This window comes from Xanthomonas theicola, from assembly GCF_014236795.1.
GTDB classification, from domain to species: domain Bacteria; phylum Pseudomonadota; class Gammaproteobacteria; order Xanthomonadales; family Xanthomonadaceae; genus Xanthomonas_A; species Xanthomonas_A theicola.
Window position 1 is genome coordinate 1,081,416 of sequence record NZ_CP049017.1, and the last position, 17,400, is coordinate 1,098,815.

Annotated in this window: 11 protein-coding genes and 2 pseudogenes; 1 reads left to right on the top strand and 12 read right to left on the bottom strand. The window is 69.1% G+C overall.

Annotated elements, in window-relative coordinates:
- The first annotated feature begins 41 nt into the window (after window positions 1-41).
- Window positions 42-2,633: a bifunctional aconitate hydratase 2/2-methylisocitrate dehydratase gene (gene acnB / locus G4Q83_RS04815; protein WP_128419434.1), complete on the top strand. Its 2,592-nt coding sequence runs from the start codon at window positions 42-44 to the stop codon at window positions 2,631-2,633.
- 796 nt (window positions 2,634-3,429) lie between these two features.
- Here the strand turns inward: acnB and G4Q83_RS04820 are convergent.
- The 12 genes and pseudogenes from G4Q83_RS04820 to G4Q83_RS04875 all read right to left on the bottom strand — a co-directional run.
- A complete protein-coding gene (locus tag G4Q83_RS04820; protein ID WP_128419435.1) occupies window positions 3,430-4,503 on the bottom strand; it encodes a protein-glutamate methylesterase/protein-glutamine glutaminase in 1,074 nt (357 codons plus the stop codon).
- Window positions 4,500-5,102, bottom strand: a complete 603-nt coding sequence (gene cheD / locus G4Q83_RS04825; RefSeq protein WP_128419436.1) for a chemoreceptor glutamine deamidase CheD — start codon at window positions 5,100-5,102, stop codon at window positions 4,500-4,502. Before cheD ends, G4Q83_RS04820 begins: the two co-directional genes overlap by 4 nt.
- Window positions 5,099-5,965: a CheR family methyltransferase gene (locus G4Q83_RS04830; protein ID WP_128419437.1), complete on the bottom strand. Its 867-nt coding sequence runs from the start codon at window positions 5,963-5,965 to the stop codon at window positions 5,099-5,101. Before G4Q83_RS04830 ends, cheD begins: the two co-directional genes overlap by 4 nt.
- Before the next feature lie 85 nt (window positions 5,966-6,050).
- Window positions 6,051-8,312, bottom strand: a complete 2,262-nt coding sequence (locus G4Q83_RS04835) for a methyl-accepting chemotaxis protein (protein WP_128419438.1) — start codon at window positions 8,310-8,312, stop codon at window positions 6,051-6,053.
- A gap of 55 nt (window positions 8,313-8,367) precedes the next feature.
- Window positions 8,368-8,937, bottom strand: coding sequence for an MCP four helix bundle domain-containing protein (locus tag G4Q83_RS04840; protein ID WP_128419439.1), 570 nt, complete (start codon window positions 8,935-8,937; stop codon window positions 8,368-8,370).
- A 425-nt stretch (window positions 8,938-9,362) separates the two neighbouring features.
- Complete coding sequence (locus tag G4Q83_RS04845) at window positions 9,363-11,741, bottom strand: methyl-accepting chemotaxis protein (RefSeq protein WP_128419440.1); 2,379 nt, start codon at window positions 11,739-11,741, stop codon at window positions 9,363-9,365.
- 99 nt (window positions 11,742-11,840) lie between these two features.
- The gene (locus G4Q83_RS04850; RefSeq protein ID WP_128419441.1) at window positions 11,841-12,221 is read right to left on the bottom strand and encodes a hypothetical protein; all 381 of its coding nucleotides are present in this window, start codon (window positions 12,219-12,221) and stop codon (window positions 11,841-11,843) included.
- 180 nt (window positions 12,222-12,401) lie between these two features.
- Window positions 12,402-12,893 carry a chemotaxis protein CheW gene (locus G4Q83_RS04855; protein ID WP_128419442.1) on the bottom strand — a complete coding sequence of 164 codons (492 nt, stop codon included), beginning with the start codon at window positions 12,891-12,893 and terminating at the stop codon, window positions 12,402-12,404.
- 107 nt (window positions 12,894-13,000) lie between these two features.
- Window positions 13,001-13,783, bottom strand: coding sequence for a flagellar brake protein (locus tag G4Q83_RS04860; RefSeq protein ID WP_128419461.1), 783 nt, complete (start codon window positions 13,781-13,783; stop codon window positions 13,001-13,003).
- Between the two features lie 209 nt (window positions 13,784-13,992).
- Window positions 13,993-14,191: pseudogene (locus G4Q83_RS24465) on the bottom strand (hypothetical protein); the annotation flags it as partial.
- Between the two features lie 240 nt (window positions 14,192-14,431).
- Window positions 14,432-16,675 (bottom strand): methyl-accepting chemotaxis protein, encoded by a 2,244-nt coding sequence (locus tag G4Q83_RS04870; protein ID WP_185817345.1) that lies wholly within the window; start codon window positions 16,673-16,675, stop codon window positions 14,432-14,434.
- Between the two features lie 413 nt (window positions 16,676-17,088).
- Window positions 17,089-17,370 (bottom strand): annotated as a pseudogene (locus G4Q83_RS04875) (methyl-accepting chemotaxis protein); the annotation flags it as partial.
- Window positions 17,371-17,400: the final 30 nt, after the last annotated feature.

The window sequence follows — 17,400 nt, forward strand, 5'->3', positions numbered from 1 at the left end:
CCGTTTACCGCTCGTCCCTACCGAAATTCCGGAGAACCCGCATGTTGGAAGCCTACCGCCACCACGTTGCAGAGCGCGCCGCGCTCGGAATCCCGCCGTTGCCGCTGAGCGCGCAGCAGACCGCCGACGTCGTCGAACTGCTGAAGAACCCGCCGGCCGGCGAGGAACAGTTCCTGGTCGAACTGCTGAGCCAGCGCGTGCCGGCCGGCGTGGACGACGCGGCCAAGGTCAAGGCCTCGTACCTGGCCGCGGTCGCCTTCGGCACCGAGCACACCCCGTTGATCTCGCCCACGCGCGCCACCGAACTGCTCGGCACCATGCTGGGCGGCTACAACATCCACCCGCTGATCGCATTGCTGGACGATCCCGCGCTGGGCGCGGTCGCGGCCGAGGGCCTGAAGCACACGCTGCTGATCTTCGACGCGTTCCACGACGTGCAGGAAAAGGCCGAGGCCGGCAACGCGCACGCCAAGGCGGTGCTGCAGAGCTGGGCGCAGGCCGAATGGTTCACCAGCAAGCCGGAAGTGCCGCAGAGCCTGACCGTCACCGTGTTCAAGGTACCGGGCGAGACCAACACCGACGACCTGTCGCCGGCGCCGGACGCCACCACCCGCCCGGACATCCCGATGCACGCGCTGGCGATGCTGAAGAACAAGCGCGACGGCGCCGCGTTCGTGCCCGAGGAAGACGGCAAGCGCGGGCCGATCCAGGCGATCGCCGATCTCAAGGACAAGGGCCACCTGGTCGCCTACGTCGGCGACGTGGTCGGTACCGGCTCCAGCCGCAAGTCGGCCACCAACTCGGTGCTGTGGTGGACCGGCGAGGACATCCCGTACATCCCCAACAAGCGCTTCGGCGGCGTGTGCCTGGGCTCGAAGATCGCGCCGATCTTCTACAACACGATGGAAGACGCCGGCGCGCTGCCGATCGAGCTGGACGTGTCGCAGATGGAGCACGGCGACGTGGTCGAGTTGCGTCCCTACGAGGGCAAGGCGCTGAAGGACGGGCAGGTGATCGCCGAGTTCGCGATGAAGTCCGAGGTGCTGTTCGACGAGGTGCGCGCCGGCGGCCGCATCCCGCTGATCGTCGGCCGCGGCCTGACCGCCAAGGCGCGCGAGTTCCTCGGCCTGCCGCCGTCGGACCTGTTCCGCCTGCCGATGGTGCCGGCCGATACCGGCAAGGGCTTCTCGCTGGCGCAGAAGATGGTCGGCCGCGCCTGCGGCCTGGCCGAAGGCCAGGGCATGCGCCCGGGCACCTATTGCGAGCCGAAGATGACCTCGGTGGGGTCGCAGGACACCACCGGCCCGATGACCCGCGACGAACTGAAGGACCTGGCCTGCCTGGGCTTCTCCGCCGACCTGGTGATGCAGTCGTTCTGCCACACCGCGGCGTATCCGAAGCCGGTGGACGTCAAGACCCACCACACCCTGCCGGCGTTCATTTCCACCCGCGGCGGCGTGTCGCTGCGCCCGGGCGACGGCGTGATCCACAGCTGGCTCAACCGTATGCTGCTGCCCGACACCGTCGGCACCGGCGGCGACTCGCACACCCGCTTCCCGATCGGCATCTCGTTCCCGGCCGGCTCCGGCCTGGTCGCGTTCGCCGCGGCCACCGGGGTGATGCCGCTGGACATGCCCGAGTCGGTGCTGGTGCGCTTCAAGGGGCAGATGCAGCCGGGCGTGACCCTGCGCGACCTGGTCAACGCGATCCCGCTGTACGCGATCCAGGCCGGCCTGCTGACCGTGGCCAAGCAGGGCAAGAAGAACATCTTCTCCGGCCGCATCCTGGAGATCGAAGGCTTGCCGCACCTGAAGGTGGAGCAGGCGTTCGAGCTGTCCGACGCCTCGGCCGAACGTTCCGCCGCCGGCTGCACGGTGCGCCTGGACAAGGCGCCGATCATCGAATATCTGACCAGCAACATCACCCTGCTGCGCTGGATGATCGCCGAGGGCTACGCCGATGCGCGCACCCTGGGCCGCCGGATCAAGAAGATGGAGGAGTGGCTGGCCGATCCGCAGCTGCTCGAGCCCGACGCCGACGCCGACTACGCCGCCGTCATCGAGATCGACCTGGCCGACATCTACGAGCCGATCGTGGCCTGCCCGAACGATCCGGACGACGTCAAGACGCTGTCCGAGGTCGCCGGCGCGGCGATCGACGAGGTGTTCATCGGTTCGTGCATGACCAACATCGGCCACTTCCGCGCCGCGGCCAAGCTGCTGGAAGGCAAGCGCGACATCCCGACCCGGCTGTGGGTCGCGCCGCCGACCAAGATGGACGCCTCCGAGCTGACCAAGGAAGGCCACTACGGCACCTTCGGCGCGGCCGGCGCGCGCATGGAGATGCCGGGCTGCTCGCTGTGCATGGGCAATCAGGCGCAGGCGCGCGAGGGCGCCACGGTGTTCTCCACCTCCACCCGCAACTTCCCCAACCGGCTGGGCCGCAACACCAACGTGTACCTGGGCTCGGCGGAACTGGCGGCGATCTGCTCGCGCCTGGGCCGCATCCCGACCCGGGAGGAGTACATGGCCGAGGTGGGCGTGATCAAGACCAGCGGCGAGCAGATCTACCGCTACATGAACTTCGACCAGATCCAGGACTACCAGGACGTGGCCGACACCGTCGCGGCCTGATCGGGCGCGGTCGGACGCTGCAACGGAAGCCCGGCCAAGGCCGGGCTTCCGCGTTGTGGCGCTGGCCTGGCCGTATCGCCTGCTGGAAGGCTTCAGCCCCGACCGGTGATGTGGGGCCGGCGGCGTGTCGGTGGCGTTCGTCGCGGTTGATGGCCCGAGGCCACGTAGAGCCGCTCCTGCAGGAGCGTGCACGCGTTGGCCGGCTGCCGTGCGGGAAGGGCTTCGGCCCATAAGCGCCGACCCAAAATTCGTGCAACGCATCCTGCCGATACGTTCTGTGCCGGGCCGCATGCACCTGGCAAGGAAGCCGGCCCGCGCACCGTCCGGCACCCGTTCGCCGAGCGAACCCCCCAGCACTTGCGCGAGGCTCCACAGCGCCTCGGCGGTCTGATCGAAGGCAAGGATGCGCGCCTGCGCGTCGATCACCACCACGCGCTCGGACGCCTGCTGCAGGTGGCGCAGCAGGGCCTGCCTCGGCGCCGCACAGAAGCGGAAGCGCGGCCGCGGCGGCATCGCTGGACGCCATCGGCGTGCGGGTGCGCTGGCACGGCATGCACTCAGCGCCCGGCAACGCGGTCGGGCAGGACCACGCCGCCTTCGCCAATGCCGCGGCGGGCCGGGGCGGTCCAGGCCGCGCCCGGACGCCCGCGCGCCGCAGCACCCGGCACCCCGGCGCGGTGTGCCCGTGCGTGCACGGGACAGGGCCGTCGCTCGCTGGTCGGCGGGGTTCCTGGTTCTTGCCTGCCGCGCATGCAACCAAGCGCGGCCAGGCCTCTCTGGATCGCAGTGAGCGAGCTCAGCGCGCCTGGCTGGACAATGCGATCAGACGCTCGGCGATCCTGTCGAGCGGCAGCACCTCCTGCGCGGCGCCGAGCCGGAATGCGGTGCCGGGCATGCCCCAGACGACGCTGCTGGCCTCGTCCTGGACCAGCGTGCTGGCGCCGGCCTGCAGCATTTCCAGCAGGCCGCGCGCACCGTCGTCGCCCATGCCGGTGAGCACCGCGCCGATCGCGTTGGCGCCGGCGTTGCGCGCCACCGACTGGAACAGCACGTCCACCGCCGGCTTGTGCCGGTTGACCGGCGGGCCGTCGTCGATCTTGCAGCGCCAGCGCGCACCGTCGCGGACCACCTGCAGGTGCTTGCCGCCGGGCGGCAGGTAGGCATGGCCGGGCAGGATCGCTTCGCCTTCGCTGGCCTCGCGCACCGCCATCGCCGAGTGCCGGTTGAGGCGGTCGGCGAACGCGGCGCTGAAGCCGGCGGGCAGGTGCTGGGTCATGACCACCGCCGGCGCGTCGGCCGGCATGCCTTCCAGCACCACGCGCAGCGCTTCGGTGCCGCCGGCGGAGGCGCCGATCGCGATCAGCCGGTCGGTGGTGCGGAACTTCAGCGTGGACGCGGCGCTGGGCGGGGCCGCGCTGCCGGCGGGCCGCGGTGCGGCCGGGCGGTCGAGCGCGCGGACCTTGGCCCTGGCCGCGGCCTTGACCTTGCCGACGATTTCATCGGCGTATTCCTCCAGCCCGCGCGCCACGTCGAGCTTGGGCTTGGAGATGAAATCGACCGCGCCCAGCGCCAGCGCCTGCAGCGTGGTGTCGGCGCCGCGTTCGGTCAGCGAGGAGATCATCACCACCGGGGTGGGCCGCAGCCGCATCAGGTTTTCCAGGAACGCCAGGCCGTCCATGCGCGGCATTTCCACGTCCAGGGTGATCACGTCCGGGTTCAACCGCTTGATCTTCTCGCGGGCCAGGATCGGGTCGGCGGCCGCGCCGACCACCTCGACGCCGGGCGCCTGCGACAGGATCTCGGTCAACATCTGCCGCACGACCGCGGAATCGTCGACGATCAACACGCGGCAAGGGGGGTCGGTATTCATTCGAACAACTCCACGGCTCCGGTGACCGGCGCTTTGGCCAGACGGGCGCGCACCGCCGATTCGGCGGCGGCGATTTCGGCTTCCTCGTGCGCATGCGGCAGACGTTGCACGACCACGCGCCCATTGGCGGGGAAGAACCAGATCTTGCGCGGATGGATCCCGCGCAGGTCCTCGGCCACCACCGGAATCTGCTCGGCCTTCAGGTAGTTCAGCACGAACTCGGCGTTGCGGGTGCCGACCGGGTTGTTGGTGAAGCCCTTGAGCACGTTGCCGCCGCCGAACACCTTGGCTTGCAGGCGGCCGCGGTTGGCGCCGCGCTTGAGCAGATCGTTGATGAGCAGTTCCATCGCGTAGCTGCCGTAGCGCGCCGGGGCGCCGTCGCCCACTTGCCCGTCGGGCAGCATGAAATGGTTCATGCCGCCGATCTTCAGCAGCGGGTCGCGCAGGCAGGCGGCCACGCACGAGCCCAGGATCGTGGTCAGCGCGGTGTCGTCGTCCACCACCAGGTACTGGGTCGGCAGCAGCTTGGCCGCGATCGTCTGGAAGCGGGTGTCGTGGTAGCGCATCACCTGGTCGGCGGCCATCGCGGCGGGGCTCATGCGTGGACCTTGGCAGCGCGACGGTACAGGGTGCGGCCGCAGGGCTGGATCAGGTCGGCCGCATGCAGGTAGTTCTCCGAGTGGCCGGTGTAGAGCATGCCGTCCTCGTCCAGGTGCGGGATCAGCCGCGACAGGATGCCGCGCTGGGTCGGTTTGTCGAAATAGATCATCACGTTGCGGCAGAACAGGGCCAGATAGGGGCCGCTGACGTCGTAACGCGGTTCCAGCAGGTTCAATTGGCGGAATTGGAGCAGATCGCGCAGCGCCGGCACCACCCGGCACTGGCCTTCGTTGGCGCCGCTGCCGCGCTGGAAGTACTTGCGCTTGAGCGAGGGGTCCAGGCTGGAGATGCGATCGAGCGCGTACACGCCGCGCGAGGCGGTGGCCAGCACCTGGGTGTCGACGTCGGTGGCCAGGATCCGCACCGGCGGGGTCAGCGTGCCGAACGCCTCGCAGGCGGTGATCGCCAGCGAGTAGGGCTCTTCGCCGGTGGACGCGGCGCACGACCAGATATGCAGCGGCGCCGCGGCGGCATGCGCGTGCAGTTCCTCGCGCAGGCGTTCGAAGTGGTGTGGCTCGCGGAAGAACGAGGTCAGGTTGGTGGTCAGCGCATTGGTGAACGCCTCCCACTCGTCGCCGCCGTCGCGCTCCAGCCAGTCCAGGTACTCGTGGAACGAACGCAGGCCGAGCGTACGCAGGCGCCGCGACAGGCGGCCGTAGACCATGTCGCGCTTGGCCGGGGCCAGCGCGATGCCTGCCTTCTGGTAGATCAGGTCGCAGACCCGCTTGAAGTCGCGATCGCTGAATTCGAAATCGCGATTATCGGCACCGGGATGGGGCAGGGAGGACGTTGGAGTGGCCATGGTTCGCAGCGTTGGTCGGTCTATCGAGTTATCGGCTGGCGCAAGGCGAAATTGACCGCGGCAGCGCACGCGGCCGCCGCCGAGGTCAGAACTCCTGCCACTGGCCCTCCTCGGCGGCGACGCGCGCCGGATTCGCGGCGCTGCGCAGGCGCGGCGCCGGCCGCGGCGCGCTCGCCACGGATCTGGGCTTGGCCCGGACCGGCGCTGCGGCGGGCGCGGCCGGCGCGGCAGGCGCCGCCGCCGTGCCGCCGCGCGGGTCCAGCTTGAACTCGGCGATGGCCGCGCCGAGCTGGCTGGCCTGGGCCTGCATGGTGTGCGCGGCGGCGGTGGCTTCCTCGACCAGCGCGGCGTTTCGCTGGGTGGCTTCGTCCATCTGGGCGATGGTCCGGTTGACCTGCTCGATGCCGGCGTACTGCTCCTGCGAGGCGGCGGCGATCTCGCCCATGATGTCGGTGACGCGCTGCACCGAGGACACGATCTCCTGCATGGTGCGCCCCGCGTCGTCGACCAGCGCCGAGCCTTCGGCGACGCGGGCGACCGACGCGTCGATCAGGCCCTTGATCTCCTTGGCGGCGCCGGCCGAGCGCTGGGCCAGGGTGCGCACCTCGCTGGCGACCACCGCGAAGCCGCGGCCCTGCTCGCCGGCGCGCGCGGCCTCCACCGCGGCGTTGAGCGCCAGGATGTTGGTCTGGAAGGCGATGCCGTCGATGACGCCGATGATGTCGGCGATCTTCTTCGACGAGGTCTGGATGCCGCTCATGGTGGTCACCACCTGGCCGACCACCGCGCCGCCCTGCGAGGCCACCGCGGCGGCGCCGACCGCGAGTTGGTTGGCCTGGCGCGCGTGCTCGGCGTTCTGCTTGACGGTGGAGGTCAGTTCTTCCATCGAGGCGGCGGTCTCTTCCAGGCTGGCGGCCTGCTGTTCGGTGCGCCGCGACAGGTCGTCGTTGCCGGCGGCGATCTCGCCGGATGCCTGGTCGATGCTCAACGCGACGTTCTGGATACGGCCGACGATGGCGGCCAGCTGCCCGGCGCTGGCATTGGCGTCCTCGCGCATGGAGGCGAACACGCCCTGGAACTGGCCGTGCATGCGCGCGGTCAGGTCGCCGGCGGCGATGGCCTGCAGCAGGGTCGACAGCTCGCCCAGATTGCGGTCGCTGACCTGCATCATCGCGTTGAGATCCTGGACCATGGCGCGGAAGTCGTACTGGAAGCGATCCGCGTCGCCGCGCGCGCTGAAGTCGCCGGCCGCGGCGGATTCGGCCAGATGCTTGAGCTGCCGGCTCATCGCCAGCAGGTTGGTTTTGACCGTGTCCACGGCCTCGGTGACGACCGCCTTCTCGCCGGGCAGGCGCTCCATGTCCTCGGACAGGTCGCCGACCGCATAGCGCTGGACGATCTGCACCAGGCGCATCTTCACCGCGATGTGCGCTGCGACCAGCGCGTTGCTGCCGCGGACCATGCGCCCGTAGTCGCCGGGGAAGGCCGCCTCGTCCATGCGGTAGCTGATCGTGCCCTGCTCGTGGCGCAGCGCCATCTCGTTCTGCGCCTCGATCACCTGGCGAATGCGGTTGCGCATGTCCAGCATGTCGCCCATCAACTGGCCGACCTCGTCGTTGGAGCGGGGCCGCGCCACGCTGTCCAGTTCGCCGCGGGCGATCGCCTGCGACAGCTGCCGCGCCGCGTCCAGCTGCTGTACGATGCCGCGCGAGATCAGCCAGCCGACACCGGCGGCGGCGAGGATGGTCAGCCCCAGCAGGGCCAGGATCAACACCTTGGTTTGCGACAGCTGGGCGCTGGTCCGGTCCATTTCCCGGTTCAGCTGGACGAGGTTGTAGGCGGTGAGCGCCACGATCCGCTCGAACAGCTCGCGCCGCAGCGGCCGCGACCGGGTGTCGGAGACCGCCTGCGCGCCGGCGATGTCGCCGGTCCGCAACGCATCGCCCATCAAGGTGTTGGTATGCAGGTACGCCTCCAGCTTTTCCTTGACCCCGGCATACATCTGCGCCTGTTCGGGGCCCAGTGTCATTTTCTCGATGATCGCCTGGTTCTTCGCCATTTCCGCGCGCACCTTCAGCATGCGCTTGCCGTAGTCGGCCACTGCCTCCGCATCGTTGGCTTGCGCCATCTGCTCCAGTTCGTAGGTGCGGAACTCGCCAAGCTGCGCGCGCACCTCGACCAGTGCCTGGGCGACCGGCACCCAGTCGACCCGGATGCGCCTGAGTTCGTTCACCGACAAGGTGGTGCGCGAGTAGGTGAAGGTACCCAGCATCACGGTTAGCAGCGTGATCAGGATGAAGGCGAAGATCAGCTTGTCGCGGATTTTCAGTTGCTTGAAGAAGTTCATGGCATTTCCGTGTGCAGCCGGGGAATGGGGTGGAGGCGCTGGTCGGCTGGTGCGGCTAGCGCACGGCGTAGGCAAGCCCGCTGGCGGCGGACTGCTGCGCGCGCTCGGCATTGAGGTCGCTCAGTTCCATCAGGTCGGCCAACAGCGTCCGGCGCAACGGCAGCAGTTGCTGCGCGGCCAGACGGCCGGCGCGGTCGCGGTCGCCGGCATGCACCGTGGCGCCGAGCTGCCGGTGCAGCTGCAGATAGCGGTCCAGCTTGGCCTGGATCTCGGCGAAGCGGCGCGCTTCCTCGCCATCGGGCGTGGTCGCCTTGTAGATCGCCAACTGCTCGCGTACTCCCTGCAGCACCCGCTGCATGCGTCGGTCGTGATCGGCAACCTCTGCGGCGTCGCCGGTCCAGGCGATCTGCGCCATCTCGTAGAGACCCAGTTCCGCCAGCTGCGCGCGCAGTTCGCGCAGGGCCATCGCCGACGGCGCCTGGTGGATCTGCAGCCGCTGCAGCCGTTCGCGCGACTCGTCGAGCGTGTGCGTGCTCAGGCGTGCGGCCGCGACGACCACGCCGGCACCGAGCAGGCACAGCAGCGAGGCGATCAACGAGGATTTCAGATCGATGTGGCGTGGCATCTCGTGCTCCCAAGGCGGCAACGGCGACGACACGGACCCGATCAAGCGCATTGCGTCCATGTGTCGTTGAACAGTTATCGACCCTGCGGCGGCGCGCTTGAGCCGGTCCGTGGGCGCATCCGGGCAACTGGGATGCCAGTCCTGGTCTGCAAGCGGGGCAGTCGTGATCGGAGCTGTGCCCGGTCCGTTTCGGCGACCGCCGAGCGTGTGCCTGGCGACGGTGCGGCGCGGTGGCAGATCGGACAAGCATGCGACACGAAGAATGCCTTCGAGCGATTCCGAACGTTTTGACGGCGCAGCGGCGGCAAGGTTGCGACTTGGATCGCGTCTGCCGCCGGTGCACGCCGGAGCGGCCCATGGCAAAAAATCCCCGGCGCCAGGCCGGGGATCGGGGAGAGCCGCAACGTCGCGCTGCCGCTGCCGCGTCAGAACTCCTGCCAGTCCGAATCGGCCAGTGCCGGTTCGGACCGCTTGGCGCGCACGGCCACGGCCGGCTTGCTCGATGCCACTGCGACCGGCTTTTTCGCCGCCGTCCGGATCGGATGCGGATGCGGCGGCGCCACCGGCGCGCTGGCCGCGGACCGCTCCACGCGGAAGATCGAGACCGCCTCGGTCAGCTGCCCGGCCTGCTCTTCCATCGAGCGCGCCGCCGCGGTGGCTTCCTCCACCAGCGCCGCGTTTTGCTGGGTGGTCTCGTCCATCTGGGTGACGGTCTGGTTGACCTGCTCGATGCCGGCCGACTGTTCCTGCGAGGCGGCGGAGATCTCGCCCATGATGTCGGTGACGCGCTGCACCGAGGACACGATCTCGCTCATGGTCTGGCCTGCCTGGCGCACCAGCGCCGAGCCGTTGGCGACCTGGCCGACCGAGGCGTCGATCAGGGCCTTGATCTCCTTGGCGGCAGTGGCCGAGCGCTGGGCCAGGGTGCGCACTTCGCTGGCGACCACCGCGAAGCCGCGGCCCTGCTCGCCGGCGCGCGCGGCTTCCACTGCGGCGTTGAGCGCCAGGATGTTGGTCTGGAAGGCGATGCCGTCGATCACCGAGATGATGTCGGCGATCTTCTTCGACGAGGTCTGGATGCCGCTCATCGTGCTCACCACCTGGCCGACCACGTCGCCGCCCTGCGAGGCGACCGCGGCGGCGCCGGCCGCGAGCTGGTTGGCCTGGCGCGCGTGCTCGGCGTTCTGCTTGACGGTGGAGGTCAGTTCTTCCATCGAGGCGGCGGTCTCTTCCAGGCTGGCGGCCTGCTGCTCGGTGCGCCGCGACAGGTCGCCGTTGCCCGAGGCGATCTCGCCGGCGGCGGCGTTGATCGCGAGCGCGGCATGCTGGATGCGGCCGACGATGCCGGCCAACTGCCCGGCGGTGGCATTGGCGTCGTCGCGCATCGTTGCGAACACGCCCTGGAAATCGCCGTGCATGCGCGCGGTCAGGTCGCCCTGCGACAGCGCGGTCAGCAGCTGCGAGACCTGCGCGATGCTGTCGCCGTTGGCCTGTAGCAGGCCGTTGAGCTGCTGCGCCAGCTGCAGGAAGAAGCCCTGCTTGCCATCGGTGGCGACGCGCCCGGACAGGTCGCCGGCGGCGGCGGCCTGCACGATCCTGGCCACTTCCTGTTCGACCTGAACCTCGATGGTGCGGTCGCGCGACTCGCACACGAAGCCGACATGCTTGCCGTGCGCGTCGCGGATGCTGGACACGATCTGGGCGATGTGGGCATGGCCATACACCATCTCGCGCTCGGCGATGCCCTGCTTCTCGATCGTGGCCATGGTCCGGGTATCGATCTGGTTGCCCTGTTCCAGGACCGACAGCGGCGAGCCGACCAGCGGCATGCTCGAATCGAACGCCGGGGCGACGCTGCGGATCTGGTCGGCGTACTTGTCGACGATGCCCTGCATCGCCGGGTTGGCGTAGACGATGGTGTAGTCCAGGTCGGCGATGGACATGCCGGTGGAGGAGTTGTCCAGCGCGGTGCGGATGCGCAGGTTCTCCGCCGCCACCGCCGCGTCGCGCTCGGTACGTTCGCGCAGGTCCTGCTGCATGCGCTTGAGCGCCTGCAGCAGTTCGCCGATCTCGTCCTTGCCGCTGGCGTCGATGTGCCCGTCGAGCTTGCCGCCGGCGACATCGTTGGCGATCTTGACCGCGCTGCGCACGTTGTTGGCCAGCATGCGCCCGAACAGCCAGGCCAGGCCCACGGCGCCGGCGACGCCGATCAGCAGGCAGACCAGCAGGGTGGCGGAAGACTGGCGGTAGGTGCCGGCGGCGGTCTTGGCGGCGGCCTTGGCCTGTCGGTCGTTCTCGGCGATCAGTTCGATCACGTCGGCGACCATCTTATTGTGCAGGGTGCGGGTCTCGCCGGCGAAGGTGTCGATCGCGTCGTCGTGCAGTTCCAGCTGCAGCAGCTCCTCGACCGACCGGTAGGAGTCGCTGGCCTTCTTCCAGTCGGCGACGAGGCGCTCATAGATGGCGCGTTCCCGCGGACTGCCGATCAGCGACGGATAATCGGCGATGATGCCGTCCATCTGTTTCTTCAGCGCGATCCTGCGCGCTTCGGCTTCTTTCTTGACCGAGGCGCTGCTGCGGATCAAGGCCTGGTAGGCCGCATTGCGGTATTCGCCCAGGATGCCGCGCATCTCGCCACCGGTGCGCACGCTGGGCACCACCTGCCGGGAGACGTCGTCGGCGACCCTGTTGAGCGAATTGAGTCCGCCATAGGCGGCCAGCCCCTGGATCACCATGATGGCCAGCACCAGGCCGAACGCCAGCATCAGCTTCGGCATCAGCTTCAGATTCTTTATCCACTGCATGAACTCTTCCCCTTGGTTCAACAACGGCGGCGAACACCAAAAAACGCAAGCGCCGCCCGGCCAGGCGCGCGAAAGGTTCCGGTGCGGTGGCGCTTGGTCCTACTTGATCGTGGCCAGCTTCAGGCTGGACGGCGCGCTGACCTGGATCTCGGCGCGCGAGCTGTCGCGTTCGATCTTGCCGAGCACGCACACGTCCTTGCCTTCCAGGGTCTCCGGCGGGAAGCCGAACTTGGCGCGGTCGGCGCCGGCGATGCGTGCGGAGAAGGTATGGCGCGGGAACATGCCGCCCATGTACAGGAAGGTCGGCTCGCCTTCGGAGTTCTGCGCATACTTGGCCTTCTCGACCTTGCCGCAGACCATGCCGTCCTTGCCGACGAAACGTGTCGCCATTTCCGGTGGGATCATCTGCTGCGACTGGGCCAAGGCGCCCGGGCTGGCGGCGAGCAGCAGGACCAACAGCAGGGGAAAGTTCGGCTTCATGGGGAAACAACTCCGTAGGGGGGGGCGAATGGGTCGACCCGGTTGCTGCAGTGGGTCACCTACCAGGTATCGGCGTGGCGGGGCCGAACTTGACCTATACAAGTGATAAGCAGTTCGCAGTTCCGAACAAAAAACCCGCCGGTGGGACGGCGGGTCGGGACTCGCGTGGGCGGCCGCGGCTCAGGCGGCTTCGTCGACGTGCGCGTGCTGGCTCAGGTCGGCGCTGTCGAGCAGCGTCTCGATGTCCAGCAGGATCAGCATCTTGTCGTCCTGGGTGCCGATGCCGGAGATGAAGCGGGTGTCCACCGCGGCGCCGAATTCGGGCGTCGGCCGGATCTGCTCGGCGTTCAGCGGGATCACGTCGGAGACGCTGTCCACGACGATGCCGACCACGCGGTCCTCGACATTGAGCACGATCATCACGGTGAAGGCGTCGTAGCGCGCTTCCTTCAGCCGCAGCTTCAGGCGCAGGTCGATCACCGGGACGATGGTGCCGCGCAGGTTGATCACGCCCTTGATGTACTCCGGGGCGTCCGGCACCCGGGTGACCGAGTCGTAGCCACGGATCTCCTGCACCTTCAGGATATCGACGCCGTAGTGCTCTTCGCCGAGGGTGAAGCTGAGGAATTCGCCGCCGGTGGCGCCGGAGGCGGAGGTGTTCTTGTCGTTCATCGTGTGCTCCTGGTGCGCACGGGATTGCGGTAAGGGGAAAACGGCGCATGCACTAGATCGGCGCGCCGGTGCAGAACTTTAGCGGTCCGCCGCAGGCCCGGGCGCAGCTAGGACAGCACCCCGCTCTTGCGCGCGCTGCGCTGGCGCTCGATGCGGAAGATGTAGCGCTGGATCACCGCATCCGCGCCGCGCGGCAGGTCGACGAAGCGCAGTCCCACCCGCAGCGTCTGCTGGCCATTGCCCAGCGTGTGCGGATGCATGTTGCAGACCTGCAGGGTCAGGCCGATCGCATCGGCGTCGGGCAGCTGCAGCACGCAGCGCGGATAGTGCTGCCGGTTCTGCGGCAGCGGCTGGCCCGGCGCCAACGCCAGCGCCAGGCCGCCGCCGCTGATGTCCAGCACCCGCAGCAGCAGTTCGGTGGGCGGGCTGGCATCGTCCAGCCGCAGCACGCACAGCGGCGGTTCGGTGATCGGCGTTTCCAGCCGGAAGTGTTCGCGGCGCTGCCGGTAGTACAGCGAATCGGGCAGCGGCGCGCGGAATCCGGCAACGCCGCCGTGCGCGACCCGTTCGTGGCCCTGGATGCGGAAGCGCACGCCGACCTTGTCCAGCTGCGTGAAGCACAGCAGGTACTCGGCCTGCTCGGCAGAGCGGTTGTTGGTCTCGTTGAAGCTCAGGTCCAGCAGCAGGCTGTCCTGGTCCAATTCCAGCAGCGCGGTCGAAAACGACAGGTCGCGGCCGCCCAGATACGCGCTGACCTGGGAGCGCTGGTTGATCAGCGACTGCAGCAGCTGCCGGACCTGCCGCCGGTTGGTCAACAGAAAGCGGGCGTCCTGGTCCGGCTCCGCGTGCGCGGACGGTTCGGTGGAGTCGCTGGAGATGCCTTCGGCCATGTGCGCAACGGAAGTGATGGAATGAATGGGGCGGCCCGGTTTCGCCCGTCCCACGTTCCTATCGGCCGGTTCCGGCTTTTTTGTAGCCTGAATGCGGTTCGACGCTGCCGGCGCGGCCGGCCGCCGCCGCGGGTGAACGCGGCGCGCGCGCACCCGTTCGCCGGCCTGGCATCGCATCGGCTGCGCGCTGGCGGCGGCTTGCTCGACCAGCCGCTCAGGGTGCTCACCACCTGGCCGACCGCTTCGCCGTCCTGCGAGGCGACCGCGGCGGCGCCGGCCGCGAGCTGGTCGGCTTGCGCGCGCGGTGCGCTGCTCGACGGCCCAGGTCGGCTGTTCCATCGAGGCGGCGGTCTCTTCCAGGCTGGCGGCCTGCTGCTCGGTGCGCCGCGACGGGTCGCCGTCGCCGGCGTCGGTGCGGGCCTCGCCCGGCACGTTGCGCACGCGCAGGTTCTGCAAGCCACCAGGCGCCGCGACCGTGCACGACCCGTTGCATCGGCGCGTGGGAACGCGATCGGGCGGCGCGTCGATGCAACTGCTTGGCCGGTGAACGGTGGTCTGGCGGGCCGCTCCGGCGGCAGCGTCTCTTCGCTGCCGGCCGCGTTGCCTTCAAGCGCTCGCCATGCCGACGTGCGGCATGGCGAGCCGTGCTCAGAACTCCTGCCAGCTGGAATCGACGCCGCTGTTGGCCGGATTCCTGGGGGCATTGCGCATGGTTCGGGTCGCGGCCGCCACTTGCGCCTCGACGATGGCGGCGACCGATGCCGACGGCGCCGGATGACGCCGGCTTGCCGGCGCGGGCGCGTCGTCGATCTTGAACAGCGCCACGGCTTCGCTCAGCTGGCCGGCCTGGTCTTCCATCGAGCGCGCCGCCGCGGTGGCTTCCTCGACCAGCGCCGCGTTCTGCTGGGTGGCCTCGTCCATCTGGGTGACGGTCTGGTTGACCTGCTCGATGCCGGCGTACTGCTCCTGCGAGGCGGCGGCGATCTCGCCCATGATGTCGGTGACGCGCTGCACCGAGGACACGATCTCCTGCATGGTGCGCCCCGCGTCGTCGACCAGCGCCGAGCCTTCGGCAACGCGGGCGACCGACGCGTCGATCAGGCCCTTGATCTCCTTGGCGGCGCCGGCCGAGCGCTGGGCCAGGATGCGCACCTCGCTGGCGACCACCGCGAAGCCGCGGCCCTGCTCGCCGGCGCGCGCGGCCTCCACCGCGGCGTTGAGCGCCAGGATGTTGGTCTGGAAGGCGATGCCGTCGATCACCGAGATGATGTCGGCGATCCTCTTCGAGGAGGCTTGGATCCCGTTCATGGTGCTGACCACCTGGCCGACCACCGCGCCGCCCTGCGAGGCCACCGCGGCGGCGCCGACCGCGAGCTGGTTGGCCTGGCGCGCGTGCTCGGCGTTCTGCTTGACGGTGGAGGTCAGCTCTTCCATCGAGGCGGCGGTCTCTTCCAGGCTGGCGGCCTGCTGTTCGGTGCGCCGCGACAGGTCGTCGTTGCCGGCGGCGATCTCGCTCGCCGCGGTATTGATGCTGACGGTCGCGGTCTGGATGCGCCCGACGATGCCGCTCAGCTGGTCGGCGGTGGCGTTGGCGTCCTCGCGCATGGAGGCGAACACGCCCTGGAACTGGCCGCTCATGCGTGCGGTCAGGTCGCCGGCGGCGATGGCATGCAGCAACGCGGACAGCTTGCCCAGGTTGCGATCGCTGACTTCCATCATCGCGTTGAGGTCTTGCACCATCAGCCGGAAATCGTGCTGGAAGTGCGTCGCATCGCCGCGGGCGCTGAAATCGCCGACCGCCGCCGCCGCGGCCAGGCGCTTGATCTCGGTGTTGATCGCCAGCAGGCTGGTCTTGGCCGCGTCCATGGATTCGTGCAGCCCTGCGCGGCTGCCGGGCAGGCGCCGGGCGTCGCGGCGCAGGTCGCCGTTGGCGTACTCGTTGAGCACCGCGATCGCATCGGCGATGGCGTCCAGGTGCTCGAACATCATCGTGTTGATGCCCTTGCTCAACTCGCCGTACACCCCGGGGAAGTCCTGCGGCATGCGGTGCGCCATGTCCTTGTCCGCGTGCAGTTCGATCATGCGCGAGGTTTCGCTGGAGAAGCGGTTCAGCTGCATCTGCATGCGGTGCATCGCGTTGAGCAGGCGCCCGGGCTCGTCGCGCGCTTGGGTCCGTACGTCGTTGTCCAGGCGCCCGTCGGCGATCGCCTCCGCGGCGCGGGTCGCGCGGCCGAGCGGCCCGGTCAGGCTGCGGGTGATCGACCAGGCGAGCAGGCCGCTGATCAGCAGTGCCAGCACGCCACCGACGATCAGGTTGCGCCGGCCCTGGTTCATCGACGCCAACGTCGCGGCGTAGGCCTGCTTGCTCAGGCGTCGCTGCAGATCGGCATTGGCCCGGATCGCGGCCTGTTGCAGGTCCATCGCCACCGCCGCCGCACCCAGCAGCAGGGCTTGCGCATGCACGTTGTCGTCCGCTTGTCCCAGCTTGAGGACCTGGTCGTTGAGCTTGACCGAGACATCGCGCCGCGTGCCGATCAAGGCCATGGCCTGGTCTTCGGCGGCGCTGCTCGGCAGCGCCGCCAGCGCATCGTGCGCGGCCTTGTAGCGGGTGCGGTTGGCGTTGACCATGTCCAGCGCGCGTTGGTTGGCCGCATCGCCGTCGACCAGGATGATATCGCGCAAGCCGATCGCGACATTGGTGTTGGCATCGAGCATTTCGCTGGATAGCCTGATCTTCTCCATGTTGCTGTTGACGATGGTCTCCAGTTCGTAGCGGGCCTTGGCCATGGTCGACAGGCCGACGGCCACCAGCGATCCCGACAGCAGGATCAGGAGGCCGAAAGCCACGCCGAGGCGGCGGCCGACGTTGTAGCGTTGCAGGAGTGCGTTCATGTCAGGACACTGTTTCGATTCGGCTTGCGGTTGATCGGCTGCACCGGGCCGGCTGCGCGCAACCGAGGAAGGTGCTCTCCATGGCCAGCGTATTCAGTGCGATGTCTCAGCTTGGATCTCGACAGGCCGGCAAAAAGCCGAGGGGTACGCCCGGCCTTGTTCCTGCAACGGCGAGCAGAGCGGAGGTACCGCCGCATCGGCATTGGCTGATCGAGTTAACGGCCAAGTCCGACATTTCTTTAAACATGTCCTACCGGCGGCCTGGAAAGGTCATCGCCAGAACAGTGTGGCTGCACCCGGCAGGTCGCGGCTGCCGCGCCATCGCATGCTGCATGCGCCGACGCATGCGGCCGGCCGTGCCGCGCAGGCCAACCCGGCGGCTCGGCACTCGGGCCATTGCGCCTCGTCCGCGCCTATGGCCTGTCCGACACCGCGCGTACCGGCACCTGCCTGCGCCTGGCCGGCGCGGTCGTGGTCGCCGCCGGCGCGGCGTCCACGCCGCCGGGCCTGGCCACGGCGGCGTCGAGCCTGAACAAGGCCACGGCTTCGGTCAGCCGCTCGGCCTGCTCTTGCATCGAGCGTGCCGCCGCGGTGGCTTCCTCCACCAGCGCTGCGTTCTGCTGGGTGGCCTGGTCCATCTGGGCGACGGTCTGGTTGACCCGCTCGATGCCGGCGTACTGCTCCTGCGAGGCGGCGCATTGATCCGTTCGGCCAGCAGCAGGACG

Bases quoted from the DNA above. Each gene is read 5' to 3' on its own strand.
- G4Q83_RS04845 (WP_128419440.1), bottom strand. From the start codon at position 11,741: ATGCAGTGGATAAAGAATCTGAAGCTGATGCCGAAGCTGATGCTGGCG.
- G4Q83_RS04870 (WP_185817345.1), bottom strand. From the start codon at position 16,675: ATGAACGCACTCCTGCAACGCTACAACGTCGGCCGCCGCCTCGGCGTG.
- acnB (WP_128419434.1), top strand. From the start codon at position 42: ATGTTGGAAGCCTACCGCCACCACGTTGCAGAGCGCGCCGCGCTCGGA.
- G4Q83_RS04840 (WP_128419439.1), bottom strand. From the start codon at position 8,937: ATGCCACGCCACATCGATCTGAAATCCTCGTTGATCGCCTCGCTGCTG.
- G4Q83_RS04820 (WP_128419435.1), bottom strand. From the start codon at position 4,503: ATGAATACCGACCCCCCTTGCCGCGTGTTGATCGTCGACGATTCCGCG.
- G4Q83_RS04835 (WP_128419438.1), bottom strand. From the start codon at position 8,312: ATGAACTTCTTCAAGCAACTGAAAATCCGCGACAAGCTGATCTTCGCC.
- G4Q83_RS04850 (WP_128419441.1), bottom strand. From the start codon at position 12,221: ATGAAGCCGAACTTTCCCCTGCTGTTGGTCCTGCTGCTCGCCGCCAGC.
- G4Q83_RS04830 (WP_128419437.1), bottom strand. From the start codon at position 5,965: ATGGCCACTCCAACGTCCTCCCTGCCCCATCCCGGTGCCGATAATCGC.
- G4Q83_RS04855 (WP_128419442.1), bottom strand. From the start codon at position 12,893: ATGAACGACAAGAACACCTCCGCCTCCGGCGCCACCGGCGGCGAATTC.
- cheD (WP_128419436.1), bottom strand. From the start codon at position 5,102: ATGAGCCCCGCCGCGATGGCCGCCGACCAGGTGATGCGCTACCACGAC.
- G4Q83_RS04860 (WP_128419461.1), bottom strand. From the start codon at position 13,783: ATGGCCGAAGGCATCTCCAGCGACTCCACCGAACCGTCCGCGCACGCG.